Source organism: Bacillus sp. GM2, assembly GCF_056155945.1.
The window spans coordinates 68668-90712 of record NZ_JBRKSZ010000008.1 but is presented as its reverse complement, the minus strand read 5'-3'; the positions used below and the strand labels follow the sequence as shown (position 1 = coordinate 90712).

The following is a 22045-nucleotide window of genomic DNA, read 5'->3' as shown; positions in this document are numbered from 1 at the left end:
TTTTCTTTTTCTTTCAAAAGAGGTGTGAATCATGGAAATCGTGTGGAATCAGAACGGCTTTGAGGCTGATCTGGAATATGGAAAGCTTAAGATATCAGTCAATGAAAAAGCAGGATTCAGGCCTTATCAATTGCTGGCCGCTTCGATTGCGGCATGCAGCGGAACCGTTCTTCATAAAATATTGGAAAAGAAAAGGATACAGCTGAAAGATATGACCATCGAGACAAAAGAAGAACGCATTTCCGAAGAGGCGGGCCGCATCAAAAGCATCCATCTTCACTTCATATTGAAGGGAGAAAACCTCGGTGCAGAACAAATTCAAAAGGCGCTGAAAGTAGCGCTGAAAAACTGTGCCATAGTGAGGTCTGTTGAAAAGAGCATCGAGATCATCGAAACATTTCAAATTCGCTGATGTTTAAAAACCTGCGCCAATGCGGAATAGATCAGTATGCTGTATATAAACTGAAAAGTTCGCACAAAAATAACCTACACCAAAATAGAAAAGAGGAATGAATAATGGGCCGTTTTTTCTTTTGGATGATGGCTGCGGGAGTTCCCCTTTCTGTCGCAGGGAGCATTCTGCATTGGCCGCAAGTTTTATTGTTCATCATATACTGCCTGACGATCATCGCGCTTGCAAGCTATATGGGAAGAGCCACCGAAAGCCTTGCGATTATTGCGGGCCCGAGGATCGGGGGCCTTTTAAATGCGACGTTCGGAAACGCCGTTGAGCTGATCATTTCGATTTTCGCGTTGCGGGAAGGACTGATCGGCATTGTGCTCGCATCGCTGACAGGATCTGTCCTCGGCAACCTTCTCCTGGTCGCCGGCCTGTCGTTTTTCATCGGGGGCCTGAAATATAAGCGCCAGGAATTCAACGTGTATGATGCGAGACACAATTCAGGTTTGCTCATGTTCGCGGTGATTGTCGCTTTCGTCATCCCTGAAGTATTTTCAGCCGAAATGACAGAGCCGAGGAAGCTGTCGATGAGCGTCGGCATCAGCATCATCATGATTTTGCTTTACCTGGCCGCGCTTTATTTCAAGCTTGTCAGCCACCGCGGGGTTTACCAGACGAATCAAAATGAGCGGGAAGAATCGCATGAAGAGCCGGAATGGTCGGGAAAGAGGGCAACATTGATTTTATTTTTGGCGACCGTTGCCGTTGCCTACATTTCCGAGCACCTCGTCCATACATTTGATACGGTGGCCGAACAATTCGGCTGGTCGGAGCTTTTCATCGGGGTCATCATTGTCGCGATCGTTGGAAATGCGGCAGAGCATGCTTCCGCCGTCATTATGGCCTATAAGGACAAAATGGATGTCGCAGTTGAAATTGCGATCGGATCAACGCTGCAGATCGCGATGTTTGTCGCACCCGTTCTTGTGATCAGCTCTTTGTTTTTTCCAGCGAGCATGCCGCTCGTCTTTACCTTGCCGGAGCTCGTCGCCATGGCTTCCGCCGTCCTTTTGATGATCATCATTTCCAACGACGGGGATACGAACTGGTTTGAAGGCGCGACATTGCTGGCCGCTTATATCATCATGGGAATCGGTTTTTTCCTTCTTTAAAAAAATTGGGATAAACGGAGAGCATCCGGAAAACAATAAGGGAAAAGAAACAGAAAGAGTGATAGTATGAAAAAGCTTTTGTGTTTTACGCTGACTGCGTTTTTATCCTTTAGTTTTTTCGCTGTACAGGAAGCTGATGCAGCCAAGCCGATCAAGATTCCAAGCTCTGTCACGAATATTTCCAAAGAGAACACATACCCTAACGCGTCTCAGGATCAGCCGAGGCTGCAGCCGAGCGAACTCGCCGAAGAACTGCTGAAAACAACCGATATCGCGATTGAAAATCCGCATCTCATCAAAATGCTGAATGAGTCAAGCATTTCCGGCACACCGCTGGCAATCGGCTACAGAGCGACGATTTATTTGGGCAGATGGGCGCTCGGGTATACCTCGAATGAAACCGTTGCGAACTGGGAATACCGCAAAATCAACACAAACCGCTTTGACAACCGGGGCGGGAAAGCACCTGCCGAACTCACGTATTCCCAGGAACAGACGAGCAAAATCAAAGGCGGCTTAACAGCGAAAGTTCCGAAAGCGGACGATGTGAAAAACATGATGATGCTTGAAGCCATGGAAAAAACAAAGCTGCCGCTCGCCTTTGAAACAGTCGTCGGCGCCGGTACAAAACGCGATCAGATTTATAAAGTACAGCCGAAAAAACTGGGGAATTTACACGCCTATGCACCGGCCGTCAATGAAAAAGGAAAAGTCACCTACGGCGAAGTGTACATCGTATTAAAAGGCAACAAAAGAAAGCTGGTCGTCAAAAATATCACCTCGCAAGGAATCGGCGCCTGGATTCCTGTACAGGATCACCTCACATTCGGCTTTCAGCTTAGCCATCAGCCGAATTAAAAAAGCAAGCCTTTTTGAGGCTTGCTTTTTTCATACTCTTGCTGTTCTGGAAGTGAAATCAACATCTTGATAATAGCTGTTTTTGACGAGTACATTCGGTCCGAGGCACCGGACGTGCGGGCAGTGGCAGTTGAGCTCTTTGGCAAGCTCTGTTTTTCTCCACTTCGCGTAGGCGCTTGGCAGGCTGTCTGTCTGAATGTTGCCGAGCGGCGGAGTATCTCCGAAATCGGTCACGATGATATTGCCATCAAAAATATTGACGTTCAGGCGCGATCTGCCGTCAGGGTCGTTTCTGACGGTGACGTTTTTCGCTTCGCGCAGCCGCTGTAAGAGGGCGTGATCTTCAGGATCAGGGCTGCACGCGTAAAACGGCAGGGTGCCGAACAGCATCCACGTATTTTCGTCGCGAATTTCAAGAAGGCGGTGGATCGCTTTCCTCATGTCTTGTAAGCTTAAAGATTCAAGTACGCTTGCAAAGTCACTCGGATACATCGGGTGGACCTCATGGCGCTGGCATTTCATGTCTTCGACAATTTGCCGGTGAATATGCTCGATGTGAGGGAGCGTCCGTTTGTTGAGCATCGTCTCGGCGGATACCATAACCCCTTCATCAACAAGCGTCCGGCTGTTTTCGATCATTTTTTCGAAATAGCGCGCCCGCTGGGCAAATGTCGGCTTTTTATCCATCATGGCGAAGCCGATTTCTGCAAAGTCTTCGACTGTTCCCCAGTTGTGGGAAATATGAAGTACATCAAGGTAGGGGATGATCAGCTCGTAGCGGCCGATATCGAGCGTCAAGTTTGAGTTGATCTGCGTCCGCACGCCGCGTTCATGAGCGTATTTTAATAAAGGAACGACATATTCCTTTACGGATTTTAATGAAAGCATCGGCTCGCCGCCCGTAATGCTTAAAGAACGAAGGCGGGGAATCTCATCAAGCCGTTTCAACAGAAGGCTGACTGGCAGCGCGTCCGGGTCCTTCGTCTGGAGCGTATACCCGACGGCGCAGTGCTCGCAGCGCATATTGCAAAGAGTCGTCGTCGTAAATTCAACGTTTGTCAGCTGTATATCTCCATATTGGTCAACGTCCATGTAGGCTTCCCACGGATCATATTCCGGGGTAATCGGACGAACCTGCGTTTTTTCTGTCATGACACATCTAACTCCTTTATGATAGGACATACTAATATAGCCCAACTATTCATTTTAGACCTGATCCTTGAGGCGTGCAAGTCATGGATGATTGAAAAAAGGCCGTTTATAGGCTACGATAAAGGAACAAAAGGAGGAGAATCATGGGTAACGCAGTACATGACAAAGAACAGCAAGTCAATTATTTAAAAAACAGATTGGATATGTTTATGTCAGTCATCGATTCTTTAGACCCGGAATCGACCGACCTTGAAGATATTGACAGACTGATCAGCATGCTCGACGATTTGGAAGCCAAATACGAGCGCTTTAAAAAAGACTGGAAATAAAACCGCGCATTCTCTGCCGCGGTTTTTTTGTTTTCCAAGTGTTGCTTGGTATGAAAAGCTCCGTCCTTCTGCACAATAAGAAAAAATAAAACTAGGAGCGAGAAGATGATGAAACGAATCTGTGCCATATGCTGCGGATTCCTGCTGACGCTGGCCTTCAGCTGCAATGCTGAAGCAATTTCCAACAAGGCGATTCATTGGGGCTTTTCAAAAAGCAAAAACCATCAGCCGGCAGATGCGGGTCAAGAGCTGAACAGCCTTTTACAGCAGTATGACGCCTTTTATTTGGGCAACACAAAGGAAAAAACGATCTATCTGACCTTTGATAACGGCTATGAAAACGGCTACACCCCTAAGGTGCTCGATGTTCTGAAAAAACAAAACGTCAAAGCTGCCTTTTTTGTGACGGGCCATTTTGTCAAAGATCAGCCGGAGCTGATCAAACGAATGGCCGAGGAGGGGCATATCATTGGGAATCATTCATATCACCATCCGGATCTCACGACGAAAACAAGCCGCGTGATACAAGAGGAATTGGAATCGGTCGATGAGGAGGTTTACAAAATTACAGGCGAAAAAAACAACCTCTACCTGAGACCGCCTCGGGGCGTTTTCAGCGAGCGGGTGCTTGAAGAAACGAAAAAGCTCGGTTATCAAACGGTATTCTGGTCTGTTGCTTTTGTCGATTGGAAAATCAATGCCCAAAAAGGGTGGCGCTATGCGTACGACAATATGATGAAACAGGCCCATCCCGGCGCCATCTATTTGCTTCACACCGTCTCGAAAGACAATGCAGAAGCGCTTGATCAGGCGATCACCGACTTGAAAAAAGAAGGTTATACATTTAAAAGCCTTGATGACCTGATGTTTGAAAAATCTATGATGCTAAAGCCCCTATGAAGTCAATGCCCCGGTTGCTGAGCCGGGGTTTTTGCTTTGATCGGAAAAGTTGATGGTTCAAGCTCTTTTATTTCCCCTAGTCAATTCCATAGAATAAAAATCCATTCTATATACATATATTACTAGATTTAAAAAGAAAATAGGTATATCATTGATAGTGAAGGGGGAATTACCATGTCAAAATTAGTAAAATCAGTCACATCACCTAAAAAATTTATTACAGGAAAACGACTCCTTGAGAACTTGAACGATTACATTGAAGATTATGGCGATCACGCATATATCATTTGCGATGAATTCATTTTGGAACGCGCTCAAAAAGAAGCGGGGAATTCGATTCAGAAAGCCGGCAATCAAGCTGTTTTTGAAAAATTCAATTACGAATGCACACAGGAAGAAATCGATCGTAACCGGGAGCTTGCACGCAATGCAGGCGCTAATATCATCGTTGGGATCGGCGGGGGAAAAACGCTTGATACAGCAAAGGCCACCGCTTATTACGAGAAGCTGCCGGTTGTGATTTTCCCGACAATTGCTTCAACAGATGCTCCATGTACGGCCCTTGCCGTCATTTATAAACATGATGGATCGTTTGACCGATATCTGTTTTTACCGACGAACCCGGATGTCGTTCTCGCGGATTCTGACATTTTGGCATCCGCGCCGCCGCGCTTTTTCGCAGCCGGTATCGGAGACGCCTTGGCGACATATTTTGAAGCGCGCGCCTGCTTTAAAGCAAACGGCGACAACCTCGTGCTGATGAAGCCTTCAACAACTGGATTGGGACTTGCCCGTCTTTGCTATGATACGCTATTGGAAAACGGCGTAAAAGCGATGCAGGCGGTCAAGCATGGCGTTTCTACACGAGCCGTCGAAGATACAATTGAAGCGACCATCTATTTAAGCGGCGTCGGCGCCGAATCAGGCGGTCTTGCCGCTGCACATGCGATTCACAACGGTATGACAGCCGTTCCTTCCCTGCACAGGGCTCAGCACGGCGAAAAAGTTACGTTCGGCCTTTTGGCACAGCTTGTTCTTGAAAACGCGCCGGCCGAAGAGCTGGAGACCGTGATTGACTTTATTAAAGGCGTCGGTCTGCCGTTGACATTACAAGACCTCGGAGTCGACGAATTTGTCGAAGAAGAATGGCGCCAAGTCGCTCAAAGCGCTTGTGCGGAAGGCGACACAATGGGCAACATGCCGTTCCCGGTCACCCCTGACGACGTCTACAATGCGATCGTCGCCGCCAACGCGATTGCAGAATCTTATCGCGATTAATAGACGAAAAGCCGCTTCCGTGAAGGAGCGGCTTTTTTCTTTGAGGGTTGTCTATTAGTTTGTGAATCGGCTGTTTGCAGTTCGTTTTTTCTGTATACCTTTTCATTCTAAACTTTCTCTTCCGTGCAATATATTTAAAAGTTCCCAAAAACGTGCTGTTTGACTCGAGTGACAGCCGCTCATTTCAATACTTTAATTTTGATTCTCGGTTCTTCTTCCATCCCTGACTCATACACATCCTCATTTCCCGGAGCCGTAAAAGTGACGCTGTACATTTCCTGTGAATGCGGAGACAGTTCCAGCTCTTCCGGCTGAAAGTCAAATTCATTTCCCATATCAGGGGTGAGCTGGACGCGTTCGGTATTTTTCCCGTAGTTGTTCACTTTGACCTCACAGTCCATGCTTCCTTCCTCCATATCGCCCTCATAGCTGCAAGTGCTTCCCCTTGTCATATATTCCACGGCATCATCGCCTTGTGCATTCCATTTTTGAAAGAGCATCAGCTGTTCTGTGACCAGCGGGTAAAATACTGAAATGCCGATAATAAACAAAAACAGCTTAAAGCGGATCCACGGTACTCCATCATAATGGCGCTACGCCATAATGAAGCCGATGATGAGCATCAACATGCAGATCAGAACCACTAAATTCCGGACAGGCAGTCCGAAAAAGCCCAAAAGCGCGTCCGCTGCAGACACGCTTTGATGATTCTCGGCGCTAATCAACAAGCCGAGAACGATCAGGATGATGCCGGCAAGCCCTGTATGTACCTTCATTTCTTTCCCTCCTCAGTTGTAGGAATAGTCGAACAGAGAGGAAAAAGGTTTCCGGTTTTACTTGAAAATGTCAAACCATCCTTTATGCCGGAACCAGAAGATCATGCCGGCGACAACGGCTCCCATCATGACGAGGATGAAAAAATAGCCGTAGCGCCAATGCAGTTCAGGCATGTTGTCAAAGTTCATGCCGTACACTCCGGCAATGAAGGTGAGCGGAATAAAAATCGTTGAGACGATTGTCAGCGTCATCATAATGGCGTTCATCCGATTGGAGTTGAGCGTCTGGTAGCTGTCCCTCAAATCGGCTGTCATGTCGCGGTTGTTTTCAACGATTTCGGTCAGCTTCAAGAGGTGGTCGTAAATGTCGCTGTAATACGCTTTTCGTTCGCGGTTTTCTTTTGAAATTTCAATGTTTAAAATCCGGTAAAGCAAATCCCGCATCGGAATAATTGTTTTCCTCAGCTTTAGAAGGTCGCTCCGGATATCAAACACCTCATTCATCAGCGTTCCATACGTTTTTCTGCTGTCGCTTTCAGCAATTTCATTGAGGCGGTCTTCTATTTTGTAAAGAATCGGGAAATATTCGTCCACAAGCTGATCCATGATCATATAGGCGATATGGCTCGGGCCTTTTTTCCACAACTCGCTGTTTTCCGAAAGCTGTCTTCTAACTTTTTCAATGCCGTCTGAACGATGAAAGTGAAATGTGACGATGAAATCTTTTCCAACGAATAGATCAACTTCTTCAGACGCCAAAGTCCTTTGATTCAACGCATGAATGACGAAAAAAAGATATTCTTCGTATTGATCAAGCTTGGGACGCTGCAAGCGATGTACGCAGTCCTCAACTGATAAAGGGTGAAAGTGAAAATGGCTTTTGAGCATGGAGACTTCTTCATCCGAAGGCTGATCGAAATCGGTCCAAAACCACTCAATATCTTGATCTGTCAGCCTTTCTGCTTTGTTGTCGGATAAAAGCCGTCCGTCCTTTGTCATCGCAAAATGTTTAATCATCGACACCCCTCCGCTTCCATAGGATGCTGCGCTGTGCTGTGATTCATTCGATGAAAAATAAAATGTTGTTCTTTTTTAAGAGAATTTGAAACATGGTATACTGTGGACAAAGAAGAAAAAGGGATGGGAAGCGATGTGGAAGGAAACTGTAAGCGTATCACCGCCGTATCATTTTGACCGCGTCTTGGACAGGCTTTCGCTTGATCCGCTCAATGCGGTCAACCTCGACAAAAGGGAGGTCAAGCTGCCGCTCCGCAATCAAAACAAAGAGCCCCGGATTGTCGCTGTGCAGGCGACGGGAACTGTCGATACCCCGGTGTTTGCCGTCAGCGGTACAGACGATCGAGACGACATGATGAAAGAAGTGAAACGGATCTTCAGATGGGAGGAAAATCTTCAGCCTGTACTGGATCACTTTTCACAATCGAGCTTATCATCAATTTTTGCAGAGCATGCCGGAACGCCGCTGGTGCTCGATTTTCATTTGTATCATTGCTTGATGAAATGCATAATCCACCAGCAGCTGAATCTGTCTTTTGCTTATACGCTCACGGAGCGGTTCGTTCACACTTTTGGAGAGCAAAAGGACGGGGTCTGGTTTTATCCGCTTCCCGAAACGGTTGCACAGCTCGACTATAACGACTTGCGCGAACTTCAATTCAGCATGCGGAAGGCTGAATATGTCATCGATACATCAAGGATGATCGCAGACGGCCGTTTAAATCTTGATGAGCTTGATCAATTATCAGATGAAGACATGATGGAAAAGCTGGTGAAAATCAGAGGCATCGGCCCGTGGACCGTCCAAAACGTTCTGCTGTTCGGACTGGGCCGCCCCAATCTGTTTCCGGCCGCCGATATCGGCATCCAAAACGCCATCAAACGCCATTTTGGCTTAAACGATAAACCGACAAAAGAACAAATGCTTGAAATGAGCAAAGAATGGCACCCTTATTTAAGCTATGCTTCCTTGTATTTATGGAGGAGCATTGAGTAGAAATGGAGAGAACATCAGTGAAACGTGATAAAAAAGGATCATCAGCAGAATTAAAAGTCGGACAGCAATTTCCGCTGACGATCAAGCGCCTCGGCATCAACGGCGAAGGCGTCGGCTACTTCAAGAAAAAAGTCGTCTTCGTCCCCGGCGCACTGCCTGGTGAAGAAGTCGTCGTCGAGGCGACAAAGGTTCATCCGAAATTTTCCGAAGGGCGGGTCAAAAAGGTGCGCAAGCGTTCAGAGCACCGCGTCAAGCCGCCCTGCATCATCTATGAGCAATGCGGGGGCTGCCAGCTCCAGCATCTGGCTTATGAAGAGCAGCTGAAAGGAAAACGGGACATCGTCATTCAATCGCTCGAACGGCATACCCGTTTTGACATCGGCAAAATGGACATCAGGCCGACGATCGGCATGGAAAACCCGTGGCACTACCGGAATAAAAGCCAGTTTCAGCTCGGGCTTTCGAAAAACGGGAAGATGGTGGCCGGGCTGTACGGCCTTGACTCGCACCGTCTTGTCCCGATTACGGAATGCATTGTTCAGCATCCGGCGACGAACAAAACGACGCAAACCGTCAAGCAGATTCTTGAAGACTTCGGCATTTCCGTCTACAACGAACGGAAGCGCACGGGCGACGTCCGCACGATCGTGACGAGGGTCGGCTTTGAGACGGGGGAAGTGCAGGTTGTCCTTGTCACGTCAAAAGAAGATCTGCCGCGCAAGGAGCTCATTGCAGAAGAAATCAAAAAGCGTCTGCCTGAAGTGACCTCCGTGATTCAAAACGTCAACAAAGCCAAGACATCGGTTGTCTTCGGCGAGGATACAAGGCTCTTAGCCGGCAATATGGTCATTCAGGAATTTCTCGGCGAGGTTTCATTTGAGCTGAGTGCCCGCGCTTTTTTTCAGCTAAATCCGATCCAGACGGTCAAGCTGTATGACGAAGTGAAAAAAGCGGCGAAACTGAGCGGGCGCGAAAAAGTCGTCGACGCCTATTGCGGCGTCGGCACGATCGGAATGTGGATCGCCGACGGGGCAAAAGAAATCCGCGGCATGGACGTCATTAAAGAATCGATCGATGACGCCAACCAAAACGCCAAAAAGCACGGAATCGAAAATGCGCGCTATGTCACAGGGACGGCGGAGCACTGGCTGCCGAAATGGACAAAAGAAGGCTTCAGGCCGGATGTCGTCATCGTCGATCCGCCGAGAACAGGCTGTGACCGCACCTTCCTTGATACGATCAGGCAGGTTAAGCCGAAACGGTTCGTTTATGTCTCATGCAATCCGTCAACACTTGCGAAAGATTTGCAGTACTTGGCGAAGGATTACCATGTCGAATACATTCAGCCTGTCGATATGTTTCCGCAGACGGCGCACGTCGAATCGGTCGTATCGCTGAAGCTGAAATAAAACGCCTTTTCAAAGGCGTTTTTTAGCGGAACCAAAAGGGGGATACATGATGAAAAGACTCTGCATCATCCCGTGCGGGGCGAAAAAGATCTGGGATGTCGATCCGGGCATCGGCCCGTCCTCCGCAAAAGATGTCTATCTGAGCCCGTTTCATCGGGCGTGCCGCGCATATGCGCAGACGTTTTTTGCGGATTGGGTGATTCTTTCAGCAAAACACGGGTTTTTAAAGCCAGAAGATATCGTTCCTGAAAACTATGACGTCACATTCGGGATGCGCTACCCGGAGATTATGGCGGATGATGAACTGAAAGCTCAAGGTGAACGGAAAAACCTGATGGATTACGATGAAATCGTCATGCTCGGCGGAAAAAAATACAGGCCTGTTTTGAGGAACGTGTTCGGCAGCCGCCAGCAGATCACTTACCCGCTGGCGGGATACCGGGGAATCGGCTATATGCTGCAGGCGCTGAAAGCGGCTGTCGATGAAGGACGGGAGCTAAAGGTGAACTGAAGCAGCTTGAAGTTTATTGAAATATAACCTGTAATCGTTTACCATTATTATATAATTAAATTTTAGGGAGAAGTCAGTATGTGCAATTTTGAAAATGGTGGAGCAATTGCTATTAAAGGATTTAATTTTCAAAAAGCAGCGATAACATTTATAGCAATAAAAAACTTTGATAAACCAAATTTCCATATTTTGGTTGAAACGAAAGATGATTTTGAAGTTAAATATAATGGTTATGATGCATATATTCAAGTGAAAAGTCAAAAGTTAAGTTTAAAAAAACTTTTAAATAGTAATGATGGAAAGTCAATACTTGAAAAAAATCTTAGTAATGGTAGCACTAATTCGCATTTTAAAATATTTGTTAAAGGATTTGTTGAGTCAGATATAAAAAAAATGGTGCAAATCACTGAGGGCAATATTTGTAGCCCTCTATATTCTTATAACGATGAACAAAAAAATACTATACTTGAAAAATTAAAGGGTAATGAAAACATCAAAGAATTTGAGGGAAAATTGTTAACTAGTTATTTGTATATACCACCTTTTAAAGATAAGTTGTCTGAGGCTATCACAGTTTTACTTGGAGAAATGGCCCTAAGAGATATTGATGTTAGCCATAAAAGAGGCCAAGTTGCAATTAATGAACTTTTTACACTCATTGACCAAAAAAGCGAATTCATTATTAAGACTCAAGAAGACTATAAAAAAAAAGAAATATTAAAAAAAGACTTAAAAGAAATATTTAAACTTTCTTCTACTTTAGATGCGTTTGATGAACTTCTAAAATCGACATCTTATTCTTTCTTTTATAAAAAGCAGATAAAAAAAGAACAACTTAAAATAATTCATTCGTACGCAAATGAAAAGCAAACAGCTAAAGAATTACTCGAAGATTTTGATTTATTTAATGGAACAGAGGAAGGAATTATTGATAGTGCCATTGAGAAGTGTAATTGTAATGAAAAATTTAATAACATAAATGAATTTGCTAAAAAAGCAATTGTAATTGAAGTTTTAGTAGAAATGAGTGAAATTGCATGATAGTAGAGAGATTAATTATTTTAGATTATGAAAATGAAGTAGCAAATGAATTTTCTTTCTCACAAAACGCAAATATAATTACAAGTGATAGGACTACAATTGGAAAATCAAGTTTAATCAAATCTTTATATTATGCTTTAGGATTTGAGATTAAACAATTTCCGCATGGTTGGAATTTTAACACTATGCGATTTCGGGTCGACATATTAATAAAAGGTTCAGCTTATTCAATTATTAGGTATAACACTTTATTTTATGTTTCAGACTCTGACGGTGTTTTAAGTCTTAAAGAGTTTTCTGAATGGCTAGAAGAAAAACTATCCATCAATATGAAATTAAAATTGAAAAAGTCAAAAACTAATGAACTTTCTTCTGTGTATGCTACCGAAATATTAACATCTTTTTATCTTGATCAGGATAAATCATGGAATGGGTATATTTTTAAAAACTCTTCTGATTCATTGGGGAGATATTCGAACATACCAGGTGATATTTTGGAATATGTTTTAGGCATTTCAAACCAAGGAATTCTTGAGAAAGAAAATGAAAAAAGTAAAAATCAAAAAAAAGTTAAGCAAATTAAATCTAAAATTGAAGTACTAAATAGTTTGCAAGAAGAATATGTTAAAAACACAAAAATGATCGATACATCACCTTACGATCTTAAAAAGCTTAAAGAAACCTTTAATAATTATTTGAAACAGTTAAGTAGAATTTCAAGTGAAATTTCTGTGAAAAAGAAAGAGATATTTGCTAAAAAAACGAAACAAGATTTAAATTCTCAAGATAATGTTGAACTTGAAAAAATAATGACTGTTAACAAAAAAACATACAAGGACGTTGAGTTAGAATGTATACATTGTCATTCAAAGCTAACCTTAGAACAGTCATTAACAAGGCTTAAATTAAAAAACAATTTGTTAGAAATACAAAACATGCTTGATTTTAACAATAAGGAGAATGAGAAATTACAAAATGAAATTGAAGAGTTACAAAATGAAATTGCCGAATTAGATTCAAAATATAGCACTCTTTCCAAACGAAAAATGGAAATTAAAGAGATTCTAAATCTAAAAGAATATATTGATTTGGAATCTAAGAGATTAGCTAATGAAGAGTTTTTAAAAACAATCGACAAATTAAGTGATGACAGAAAAGATTTGGAGGTATTGATTAAGACTTTAGCAAAAGAAATTAGAGAACTAAAAGAAGATCAAAAGGACAGAAAATCTAATATAAGTAAAAGGTTTTATGAGATATTAAGTGATATTAATTTGCGATTAGGAAGTACAAAACTAAGTGAAATTGAATTCTTTAATTTTAGTGAAGTTAAAGGCAGTGGTATGGATAACAATAAAACTCTCCTTGCACTGTATTTGACATACATAAGATTAATTTCAGAGTATGGTGTATATACTATCCCATTTGGAATAGACTCTTTTGTAAAAAATGAAATTGATAAAGAAACTGTGAAAATCACGTTTAAAGAGGTTGAAAAATATTTTCTATCGATACCAAGCCAAACTTTTTTTGTAACTATTTCGGAGAACTTACAGTATTTATCTAGTTTGGATAAATATAATGTAATAAGATTGAAATATCCGATACTTGATAAAGAAAATTATCAAAAGTTGTTATCCATGGTTAGAACAAGCAATCAATAAAAACTTCTTGTATGCAATTAGTAGGGTTAATCGTAGTTAATATGAGAGTTTGAGTAGATCAATTATTTTTGTTTGTATTTTTTAATTAGAGGAGAGAGTATAAATAAAGGTTTACAGGGAGGCAAAATGAAACTTTCATTTTGCCTGTTTTGGTTTGCAAGTCAGAGAGCGCTAGCGGGAGTAATTTTGTGTCTCATACGAATTGAAATTTGTGTGGTTACACCGAAAGATATGACATAGTTTTTATGAATTTCACCATGCACATTGAAAACGTCGATTAGACGAATAAAGAGGAGGATGAGATACACTGATGAAAAGTGTGCCAAAAGAAAAGATTTATACGAGTAAACAGTTACAAAAGAAATTGAAGCAGGTGTAGATGTCACCTATAAATGCTTCACGGACTCGTCGCACTGGTTCAAGTTGAGAGACAAGGTGGCTGTGGTGGAAGGACGGCAGATGATGATCGACCATTTGAACAGCTGTCTAGATGAGGTGTCTTTTTGCCTCCTTTTCATACCGCGGGCAGACTGCTACGGATACCGGAGATAACATGAATGTTTCGGTGTTGTCTCTTTTTTTATGCGATTTTTTGTAACAAAAAGAAGTTCAGCGGTACTAATAAGTGAATAGAAAAATAGCGGCATGCCCAGCCAGGGAGGGGCTTTATGAAGCTTGAGGAAGTCTACAAGAGTATTCAGCCTTCCGTTTATGCCTTTTTCTACGTTAAGACATTCCATAAAGAAATGGCGGAAGATTTAACACAGGAAGTATTTTATCAGGCTGTGAAAGGCTATCATACATTTTCGGGAAAGTCGACAATCAAAACATGGGTGTTTGCGATTGCTAAAAATGTGTTGAAAAAACACTTTCGTTCAGGAGCGTCAAAAGCCGGGGCAAACACGATATTTCAGCATGAGGAAGCGGCTTGCTTATCTCCTGAAGAACAACTTCTGAAAACCGAGAAAGAGCGGCGGCTTCTCGAGGAAATCAACCGGCTTGATGAGGATTCAAAGGAAATGGTCACCCTCCGTATCTACGGAGAATTGTCATTTAAAGAAATCGGCATGCTCACAGGCAAAACCGAAAACGGTGCCAGGGTCGGGTTTCACAGAGCGAAGCTCAAGCTGCAGCAAGAAATGGAGGGGTATGATGAAGGATAAGGAACGCAGTGTATTCAAAGATTTGCTTCCTTTATACCATGAGGGGCTGTTAAGCAAGGAGACGGCTGAATGGATTGAGGAAGCGGCCGAAAACGATGAAGAGCTTCATAGGCTTTTGAAGATGACGGAGGCCGAGCTTCCGAAGGAACATATCGAGTCGTCTGTTCATGAAAGTCAAATGTTTAAAAAAATCAATCGGAAGCTCTCCTTGTACCAATTGATGTTTACAGCCATTTCGTTTTTTCTCGCGATTCACACATCCCTGTTAAATGAGAGCTTCGGCTTTATTTTGTGGTACGCCGTGCTTGGGCTTGCGGTGTACTTGTTTTACCGGGATATGAAACTCGTGATGCTCCTCTCCTTTGCGCCGATTTTCATTTGGGGGATGGGGGATATTCTGGCCGGATGGGACGCAGCTGACGGTACAGGGGTTGTGGAGCACCTGCTGTATGCCGTCTTTGGCGCTTTCATGCTTGCTGCTATTCACTGTTTTTTCGCCGCGGCCGGGATGATGATCGGATGGCTGTTCTTAAAGCTGAAAGAAAGTAGTTGATATGATGAAAAAGAAAATCTTGTATAGCGTATTGATTGTGCTGCTCGTTTCCTTTGTACTTGCCGCATACAACGCCTTCAACGGAAATCCCGTAAGCAAGAAGCTGTCTCAAACGGCGCTTGAGCATTATTTGACTGACCGCTATCCTGAAAAAAACTTGCGGATCGACAACGGACTCTATCATTTCAAGTTCACCGAATATGTATTTGAAGTCACTGATACCGACGATCAAAAGCGCAAAGATCCCTATCTGTTTTCTTTGAGAGGATTTGTTCAACCTGAAGTGCACACGGACGGGATCTATGAAGAGAACCTCAACGAACCGCTGATGGAACGGCTTGGAGAAGAAGCCGGAAAAGAAATCAAAACATTTTTATCGAAAACCATAAACGATCTGAAAGACGTTGACGTGCATGTGGAAGTATTAAAAGGAAAGCTGAAAAATGACGCAAAATGGGAGAAAAGCCTCCGCTTAGAGCGGCCGATGGAGATTCATATTTTACTTGATGCCGCAAATGCCGACCGAAAAGACGTATACAATACAGCGCAAAAAATTCAGCGCCTGTTGAATAAGGAAGGGTATGACTACGAAAGCGTGATGATTAATGCCAACATTTTTGAGGGGGAAGATATCAAAGACGAGGAGATCGGCTATGTCAAATACAGCACCTCCTTTGAAAAAAATACGGATATCAAGCTGAAGGATGTTGAAGAGCTGAATGAATAGCGATCCATCCTTCAGTTGAAGGGTGATATCATATTTGCAAACCGTCGCAGAAAGCGGCGGTTATCTGTTTAATATAAGTGTCTTTAGCGGTTTTTTGAAACCGGCCGTCAGCCAATGCGCCAGAAGAGAAGTATCCGTATAAAGATGACAGAAAAGCGAAGGCCTGTGAATCTGGATCTCCCTTTTTCATCAGGTTTTTGTCCTGCATCGTCTGAAAGTAGTCTGTTAAATAACTGAGGAGCTCTTCCATATGCTTTAACAGAGAGTCGAAAAGATCAGTCATCCTTCCGCCGTCTTGAACAGCGATGAGGTAGAGCGGTTTGTTATTTTCCATATGGAGCAAATACGATTCCGCAATCAATGTTAAATCTTTTTCTAGGTTCCAAGTGATATCGTTTTCAAATACGCGCTGAAAGGCTGGGATATAAGAAAATTGTTGAACGGCCGCTTCCAAAAGTCCGAGCTTTGTGTTGAAGTGCCGATAGACGGTCATTTCGCTGACGCCTGAACGAAGCGCGATATCCTTTATCGTCACCGACTTGAATCCGTATTTTTGCATTAAGTCTAAAGCAGCAGATATGATCCGTTCGTTCGTCTCTTGCAAAGGTGTTTACCCCCATTTTATGATAGTTAGTAGCAACTAACATCAGTCTAATCAGGCGCTGAATTGATGTCAACCCGTTTCAAAAAGGATAAAAAGGAGTTTTAATCATGAAAAATATTTTAATCGTCAATTTTCCGGCGGAAGGGCATGTCAACCCTACATTAGGGATCACCAAAGCATTTGCTGACAGAGGCGACAATGTGCACTATCTTTCAACAGAAAAGTATAAAGACAGGCTGGAGGGCGTCGGGGCTACCGTCCATTTATACAAAGATCTGGTAAGAAACGCGCATATTGATCCGAATTCACCGTCCGGCCTTCTTGAATTTTTAAAAATTCATCTCAAAACCTCGCTGTATATTCTAGACATTGTAAAAGAGCTGTCCAAAAGCATTTCGTTCGACGTCGTATATTATGACACATTCGGTGCGGGTGAATTGGTCAGGGATTATTTGAACATTCCGGGAATCGCTTCGTCGGCTTCATTTCTCTTCGGACAAGAACATATGAAGATTCTGCCGCTGCATCCGGATTCAGGCGCGGAGCTGCATTTGGACAAAGAATGCGAAGACCTGCTAGCGGAACTGAAAGAAAAGTACGGCGTCTCACCTAGGCATACAGGACAGTTTATGAGCAATCAGGCGGAGTTGACCGTTGTGTATACAAGCCGGTATTTTCAGCCTGACAGCGACCGTTTCGGGGATGATGTGCTGTTTATCGGCCCGCGTTTTCCGAAGCGGCTCGACAAGACCGATTTCCCGGTAGAATCGTTAAAGAATGAGAAAGTCATTTATATTTCAATGGGAACCGTACTTGGTAAAACCGCTGACTTTTTCAATATGTGCATCGATGCTTTCCGTGATTTCGACGGCAAGGTTGTCATCGCCGCCGGCGAAAAGTCGGACTACGCGGATATTAAAGAAGTGCCGAAGCATTTTATCATCGCCCCGTATGTGCCGCAATTAGAGGTTCTTAAAGAGGCCGATGTGTTCATTACGCACGGCGGCATGAACAGCGTCAATGAAGGCATCCATTACCGTGTCCCGATGGTCGTGCTTCCGCATGATAAAGATCAGCCAATGATCGCCCAACGCCTGAAAGAGCTGAATGCGGGATATCCGCTGTTTGCAGAAGAGGTCAATGCTGAAAGATTAAGAGATGCAGCAGAACAAGTACTCACTGATGGAAAATATCAGGAAGGCATTCAAAAAATTGATGAAAGCTTCAGCAACTGCATGGACATGAAAGATGCATTGGCGCGCATTGATGAATATACGGCGCGGAAATCGCTGCAGCCTTAATAGAAAGCCAAGCCGCTTTATCAAGCGGCTTTTTTTATGCATAAACTCCGCAAAAAAGAAAAAATAGAATGAATCATAGATCAGAAAGGATGTTGCATGATGCGCAAACTGTGCGTCAGCCTGCTTCTCGTCATTCCGCTGTCATGTACGGCTGTCATGTCTTCTGCCTACGGGGAAACACGCGTTTATCAAGAGTTGACCGACAAGCAAAAAAATGAACTGGCTTCTTTGCAAAAGGACATTATGGAAAAGAAAAAACAGCTGATCAATAAGTATGTGGAGTACGGAATCCTTGATCAGGAAAGGGGAAAAGAAATCAAATCTCATATTGAAAAGCGCTATGAAAAAGAGCGGGAAAACGGGTTTCTGCCAAAATTGAAGCACCAAAAAGAAAAGTTTCACAAGCATCATATTCATTAAACTGAAAAAGACGGCGCCTCATTTTCTTCGTGACAAAAGTGTAAAGACAGGTGTAAACTAATACTCATGTAAACTGCTAAGAGAGTAAAGAGGTGTTGTGAGTATGAAGAAGAACCGTCCTGTTTCAGAGCGCAGACTGCTTGGCATCGCCGGTCTCGGCTGGCTTTTTGATGCCATGGAGGTTGGCATATTATCGTTTATCATCGCTGCTTTGCACGCGGAATGGAAGTTGACGCCGCAGGAGATGAGCTGGATCGGCAGCGTCAACTCAATCGGCATGGCTGTCGGGGCATTTGTCTTTGGCCTTTTGGCTGACCGTGTCGGAAGAAAATACGTTTTTATGATTACGCTGCTGTTTTTCTCGATTGGCAGCGGGTTGTCCGCTTTAACGACGACATTGTGGGCATTTTTAGTGCTGCGCTTTTTCGTCGGTATGGGTCTTGGAGGAGAGCTTCCAGTCGCATCTACGCTCGTATCCGAAACGGTTGCGCCGGAGCGGAGGGGAAGAGTCGTCGTCCTGCTCGAAAGTTTCTGGGCGTTCGGCTGGCTGGCTGCCGCGCTCATTTCGTATTTTATTATTCCGGCCTACGGCTGGCAGATTGCTTTATTAATAACCGCGATACCGGCTATTTACGCCTTATATTTGCGGATCGCCCTGCCGGATTCTCCGAAATATGAGAAGCTTGCGCAGGAAAGGAAGCCGACCGTCGCGGAAAATGTGAAAAACGTCTGGTCCCGCAAGTATGCCCGGCCTACGGCCATGCTGTGGATTGTCTGGTTTTGCGTCGTCTTTTCCTACTACGGCATGTTTCTTTGGCTGCCGAGCGTCATGGTGATGAAAGGATTCAGCATGATCCAGAGCTTTGAGTACGTCTTGATCATGACGCTGGCTCAGCTGCCCGGCTATTTCTCCGCGGCATGGCTGATTGAAAAAGCCGGCCGGAAAATGGTGCTTACCGTCTACTTGTTAGGGACGGCTGTCAGCGCCTACTTCTTCGGATCGGCTGAATCGCTGGCGCTTCTGCTTGCGTCAGGCATGTTTTTATCGTTTTTCAACCTTGGTGCCTGGGGCGCGCTTTATGCTTATACGCCTGAACAATACCCGACATCAATCAGGGGGACCGGTGCAGGAATGGCAGCCGGCTTTGGCCGAATCGGCGGCATCCTCGGCCCGCTTCTTGTCGGCTATCTCGTCGCCCGGGGGACAGAGATTTCAATGATCTTTTTGATCTTCTGCGTCGCCGTTGTTGCAGCTGTCGCGGCCATCTTCTTTTTGGGAACGGAGACGAAGCAGAAAGAGCTTGCCTAATGTCCGAATTCTTCTTCATAATGGACGGGACGCGGGAATTTGGAAAGAGTTGATTGAATTGAAAAAGAAAGCCTTCATTACAGGTCTCTCGTTGTTGATTCTTGTGACGGGCTGTTATGTGTATAACGCCTTTTACGGAAATCCGGTCAGCCGCGCGCTGGCTGAACAAAAGCTATCGGCATACTTGCAGGAAGCCCACTCCGGCGAAACCTTAAATATGAAAGGGAGCTCCTATAATTTCAAGTTTGCTGAATACCTTTTTCGCGTGTCAGATGAGCGGAATGATGAGTACATTTTCAGCGTAAAAGGAGGCTTGCACCCGGCTGTCACAAACGATGGCATTAAAGAAGTCAGACAGGAAAAGACGAGAGCCAGAATAAGCAAAGAAGCTTCAAATGAGATCAAGGCAGAGCTTGAAAAAAAGCTGAAAAACGTAATCGACGTCCAAGTTTCTCTATCTGGAAGCTATATGTCAATACAGATTGGAAAAAACTGAAGCAAACAGAACCGATCGCTGTTACAGTTACCTTGAATTCAGGCCGGGACGGCCAGAGGCAGGTCTATGACCAGGCAAAAGCGGTGAAAAAGTTATTGAGCGGCTACCATTATGAAAACATTGAGATTGACAGTATGGGCTTAGACGGGGAAGACCGGCCCGGCTATGTGAAGTACAGTGTGCATGTTTTAAAGGACCGCGCGATAGCCATTGAAGATGTAGAGAAGGCGCTTTAACGCCTTCTCTTTTTTATATGCAGGATATATAGGCGGTTTGCACTATTGATGTCCATGCCCGAAGCGAATAGAATCATATTAAGAACAAATAAATATCGACGGGATTGTTACTGGTAAGGCAGGCAAGACCTAAAATGTGCTAAAGGAACTACAGACCTTAGTGTGCTTTTTTTGCGCCTATCGGCTGTTGCTTTCGCATGTTTTAGGTCTTTTTTTATTCCTTTCACCGGGGGTCTTTAGATGTGATGGCACATTTTTCATTTTGATCGTCTTCTGTTGATTTGATAGGATAGAAAAATTGGAGGAGGTAGATCCGGGTGCTGCAAAAAGAGATTGCAAGAGTTCTCTTGCCCCTCATTGGAGGCGCGGAGAATATCATCAGCATCAGCCATTGTACGACAAGGCTGCGCTTCAATGTCAGAGATGAAGAAAAAATCGATATAGCTGCTATTGAAAAGATGGAGTCTGTGCAGGGGACTTTTTTCAGATACGGTTTGTTCCAGATTATTTTCGGTACAGGTGTAGTCAATAAGATTTATAAGGAAATGATCCAATACAGCGATCCGGCTCCTCTTGAAGAAGCCCGCCGGGAGGCGCGGCCAAACATGAACATATTGACGCGATTTGCCAAAACGCTGTCAGATATCTTTGTGCCGATCATTCCTGCAATCGTTGCGAGCGGATTGCTCATGGGTCTCATCAGTGTGCTTAAAGAATTCAGCCTCGGCGCCTATGGCGGCCCGCTGATGAAAATGCTCGACATTTTTTCAAGTTCAGCGTTTGTCATTTTGCCTGTGCTGATCGGGTTCAGTGCAGCTAAACAGTTTGGAGCGAATCCGTTTTTAGGCGCTGTCATCGGCGGAATTCTGACCCATCCCGATCTGCTCGATCCTTCATTGCTCGGCAGCCAAAAGCCGGAATCCGTCGAAGTATTCGGCCTTGAAGTTCCTTTGATCGGATACCAGGGGACGGTCATTCCGATTCTCTTATCCGTCTATATAATGAGCAAAATCGAAAAATTCTTAAAAAGAATCGTCCCCCGTTCTTTAGATTTGCTCGTCGCACCGTTTATTACAGTCATGGCTTCGGGATTTGCCGCGCTGTTTATCATGGGGCCGCTCTCACTGATCATCGCCCATTTTGTAAGCGACTGTCTCGGGTTTGTTTATCATTTTGCGGGGGCTTGCGCCGGATTTTTATTTGGCGGGCTTTACTCCTTACTCGTTTTGAGCGGCCTGCACCACAGTTTTTATGTGATTGAAGCGTCGCTGCTCGCAGATCCCGAATACGGGGTTAATTTTCTGCTTCCAATATGGTCGATGGCCAATGTCGCGCAGGGGGGAGCGGGACTCGCCGTGTTTTTGAAAACAAAGAATGCCGGCATCAGAAAGATTGCGATTCCGGCTTCTCTCACCGCTTTTTTGGGAATCGTCGAACCTGTCATGTTTGGCGTCAACCTGAAGCTCGCTAGGCCGTTTATCGGTGCATCGATCGGAGGCGCCATCGGAGGTGCATACGCTGTTTTCACACACGTTGCGGCAAACTCTTACGGATTGTCCGGCATCCCGATGATTTCAATCATTCTTCCTCTTGGCACCGCCAATCTCATTCATTATTTAATCGCTTTTGCGATTGCGGTGATTTCAGCATTCATTGCGACTTTGTGTCTTGGCTTTAAAGATGAAAAAGAATAATTCCGTTTTCATTCATTAAAACAGGATGAAAGGAAGGC

General features: G+C 44.3%; 25 protein-coding genes. 20 read left to right on the top strand and 5 right to left on the bottom strand.

Going from position 1 to position 22045, the window contains the following annotated elements; genetic code table 11:
• The first annotated feature begins 31 nt into the window (after nt 1-31).
• From ACVC9U_RS15320 to ACVC9U_RS15310, 3 genes are all read left to right on the top strand, one after another.
• Nucleotides 32-412 (top strand): OsmC family protein, encoded by a 381-nt coding sequence (locus ACVC9U_RS15320; RefSeq protein WP_075755101.1) that lies wholly within the window; start codon nt 32-34, stop codon nt 410-412.
• Between the two features lie 104 nt (nt 413-516).
• Nucleotides 517-1572, top strand: a complete 1056-nt coding sequence (gene cax, locus ACVC9U_RS15315) for a calcium/proton exchanger (RefSeq protein WP_075755103.1) — start codon at nt 517-519, stop codon at nt 1570-1572.
• Between the two features lie 66 nt (nt 1573-1638).
• Nucleotides 1639-2430, top strand: a complete 792-nt coding sequence (locus ACVC9U_RS15310) for a YfkD famly protein (protein ID WP_075755105.1) — start codon at nt 1639-1641, stop codon at nt 2428-2430.
• Nucleotides 2431-2460: 30 nt separating this feature from the next.
• Here ACVC9U_RS15310 and yfkAB read toward each other — a convergent pair whose 3' ends face one another.
• Nucleotides 2461-3582, bottom strand: coding sequence for a radical SAM/CxCxxxxC motif protein YfkAB (gene yfkAB, locus ACVC9U_RS15305; protein ID WP_441391249.1), 1122 nt, complete (start codon nt 3580-3582; stop codon nt 2461-2463).
• 143 nt (nt 3583-3725) lie between these two features.
• Between yfkAB and ACVC9U_RS15300 the strand changes: the two genes are divergently transcribed.
• The 3 genes from ACVC9U_RS15300 to ACVC9U_RS15290 all read left to right on the top strand — a co-directional run bounded on the left by ACVC9U_RS15300 (nt 3726) and on the right by ACVC9U_RS15290 (nt 6089).
• Nucleotides 3726-3911 (top strand): SE1561 family protein, encoded by a 186-nt coding sequence (locus ACVC9U_RS15300; protein ID WP_003179806.1) that lies wholly within the window; start codon nt 3726-3728, stop codon nt 3909-3911.
• 108 nt (nt 3912-4019) lie between these two features.
• Nucleotides 4020-4811 carry a delta-lactam-biosynthetic de-N-acetylase gene (pdaA, locus tag ACVC9U_RS15295; protein WP_075755190.1) on the top strand — a complete coding sequence of 264 codons (792 nt, stop codon included), beginning with the start codon at nt 4020-4022 and terminating at the stop codon, nt 4809-4811.
• Nucleotides 4812-4985: 174 nt separating this feature from the next.
• Entirely contained in the window at nt 4986-6089 is a 1104-nt protein-coding gene (locus ACVC9U_RS15290; protein ID WP_075755109.1) for a glycerol dehydrogenase, read from the top strand.
• 179 nt (nt 6090-6268) lie between these two features.
• On the opposite strand, the gene ACVC9U_RS15285 is transcribed toward ACVC9U_RS15290, so the two are convergent.
• The 3 genes from ACVC9U_RS15285 to corA form a co-directional block, all read right to left on the bottom strand.
• Nucleotides 6269-6490, bottom strand: coding sequence for a hypothetical protein (locus tag ACVC9U_RS15285; protein ID WP_441391248.1), 222 nt, complete (start codon nt 6488-6490; stop codon nt 6269-6271).
• Between the two features lie 192 nt (nt 6491-6682).
• Nucleotides 6683-6865, bottom strand: coding sequence for a hypothetical protein (locus tag ACVC9U_RS15280; RefSeq protein ID WP_441391247.1), 183 nt, complete (start codon nt 6863-6865; stop codon nt 6683-6685).
• Nucleotides 6866-6922: 57 nt separating this feature from the next.
• Nucleotides 6923-7882 carry a magnesium/cobalt transporter CorA gene (corA, locus tag ACVC9U_RS15275; RefSeq protein ID WP_075755113.1) on the bottom strand — a complete coding sequence of 320 codons (960 nt, stop codon included), beginning with the start codon at nt 7880-7882 and terminating at the stop codon, nt 6923-6925.
• A gap of 133 nt (nt 7883-8015) precedes the next feature.
• Here corA and ACVC9U_RS15270 point away from each other — a divergent pair, with 133 nt between their 5' ends.
• The 8 genes from ACVC9U_RS15270 (at nt 8016) to ACVC9U_RS15235 (ending at nt 15947) form a co-directional block, all read left to right on the top strand.
• Entirely contained in the window at nt 8016-8879 is an 864-nt protein-coding gene (locus ACVC9U_RS15270) for a DNA-3-methyladenine glycosylase family protein (RefSeq protein WP_075755115.1), read from the top strand.
• Between the two features lie 2 nt (nt 8880-8881).
• Nucleotides 8882-10288 (top strand): 23S rRNA (uracil(1939)-C(5))-methyltransferase RlmD, encoded by a 1407-nt coding sequence (gene rlmD / locus ACVC9U_RS15265; protein ID WP_154495829.1) that lies wholly within the window; start codon nt 8882-8884, stop codon nt 10286-10288.
• A gap of 49 nt (nt 10289-10337) precedes the next feature.
• Nucleotides 10338-10799 carry a DUF6884 domain-containing protein gene (locus ACVC9U_RS15260; protein WP_075755117.1) on the top strand — a complete coding sequence of 154 codons (462 nt, stop codon included), beginning with the start codon at nt 10338-10340 and terminating at the stop codon, nt 10797-10799.
• A gap of 78 nt (nt 10800-10877) precedes the next feature.
• Nucleotides 10878-11840 (top strand): hypothetical protein, encoded by a 963-nt coding sequence (locus tag ACVC9U_RS15255; protein ID WP_075755119.1) that lies wholly within the window; start codon nt 10878-10880, stop codon nt 11838-11840.
• Nucleotides 11837-13504, top strand: a complete 1668-nt coding sequence (locus ACVC9U_RS15250) for a coiled-coil domain-containing protein (protein ID WP_441391246.1) — start codon at nt 11837-11839, stop codon at nt 13502-13504. The genes ACVC9U_RS15255 and ACVC9U_RS15250 overlap by 4 nt, the downstream gene beginning before the upstream one ends.
• Before the next feature lie 668 nt (nt 13505-14172).
• Entirely contained in the window at nt 14173-14667 is a 495-nt protein-coding gene (locus ACVC9U_RS15245; RefSeq protein ID WP_075755123.1) for an RNA polymerase sigma factor, read from the top strand.
• Nucleotides 14657-15220 carry a hypothetical protein gene (locus ACVC9U_RS15240; RefSeq protein ID WP_075755125.1) on the top strand — a complete coding sequence of 188 codons (564 nt, stop codon included), beginning with the start codon at nt 14657-14659 and terminating at the stop codon, nt 15218-15220. Before ACVC9U_RS15245 ends, ACVC9U_RS15240 begins: the two co-directional genes overlap by 11 nt.
• Nucleotide 15221: 1 nt before the next feature.
• Nucleotides 15222-15947: a YfjL-like protein gene (locus ACVC9U_RS15235; protein WP_075755127.1), complete on the top strand. Its 726-nt coding sequence runs from the start codon at nt 15222-15224 to the stop codon at nt 15945-15947.
• Between the two features lie 28 nt (nt 15948-15975).
• On the opposite strand, the gene ACVC9U_RS15230 is transcribed toward ACVC9U_RS15235, so the two are convergent.
• Complete coding sequence (locus ACVC9U_RS15230; RefSeq protein ID WP_075755129.1) at nt 15976-16551, bottom strand: TetR/AcrR family transcriptional regulator; 576 nt, start codon at nt 16549-16551, stop codon at nt 15976-15978.
• 107 nt (nt 16552-16658) lie between these two features.
• Here ACVC9U_RS15230 and ACVC9U_RS15225 point away from each other — a divergent pair, with 107 nt between their 5' ends.
• The 6 genes from ACVC9U_RS15225 (at nt 16659) to ACVC9U_RS15200 (ending at nt 22007) form a co-directional block, all read left to right on the top strand.
• Complete coding sequence (locus ACVC9U_RS15225) at nt 16659-17852, top strand: macrolide family glycosyltransferase (protein ID WP_075755131.1); 1194 nt, start codon at nt 16659-16661, stop codon at nt 17850-17852.
• Nucleotides 17853-17951: 99 nt separating this feature from the next.
• On the top strand, nt 17952-18272 hold the full coding sequence (locus ACVC9U_RS15220; protein WP_075755133.1) for a YckD family protein: 321 nt from the start codon (nt 17952-17954) through the stop codon (nt 18270-18272).
• Nucleotides 18273-18375: 103 nt separating this feature from the next.
• Entirely contained in the window at nt 18376-19581 is a 1206-nt protein-coding gene (locus tag ACVC9U_RS15215) for an MFS transporter (protein ID WP_075755135.1), read from the top strand.
• A complete protein-coding gene (locus ACVC9U_RS15210; RefSeq protein ID WP_075755137.1) occupies nt 19574-20077 on the top strand; it encodes a YfjL-like protein in 504 nt (167 codons plus the stop codon). Before ACVC9U_RS15215 ends, ACVC9U_RS15210 begins: the two co-directional genes overlap by 8 nt.
• A gap of 32 nt (nt 20078-20109) precedes the next feature.
• The gene (locus ACVC9U_RS15205) at nt 20110-20313 is read left to right on the top strand and encodes a hypothetical protein (RefSeq protein ID WP_075755139.1); all 204 of its coding nucleotides are present in this window, start codon (nt 20110-20112) and stop codon (nt 20311-20313) included.
• 320 nt (nt 20314-20633) lie between these two features.
• On the top strand, nt 20634-22007 hold the full coding sequence (locus ACVC9U_RS15200; RefSeq protein WP_075755194.1) for a sucrose-specific PTS transporter subunit IIBC: 1374 nt from the start codon (nt 20634-20636) through the stop codon (nt 22005-22007).
• Nucleotides 22008-22045: the final 38 nt, after the last annotated feature.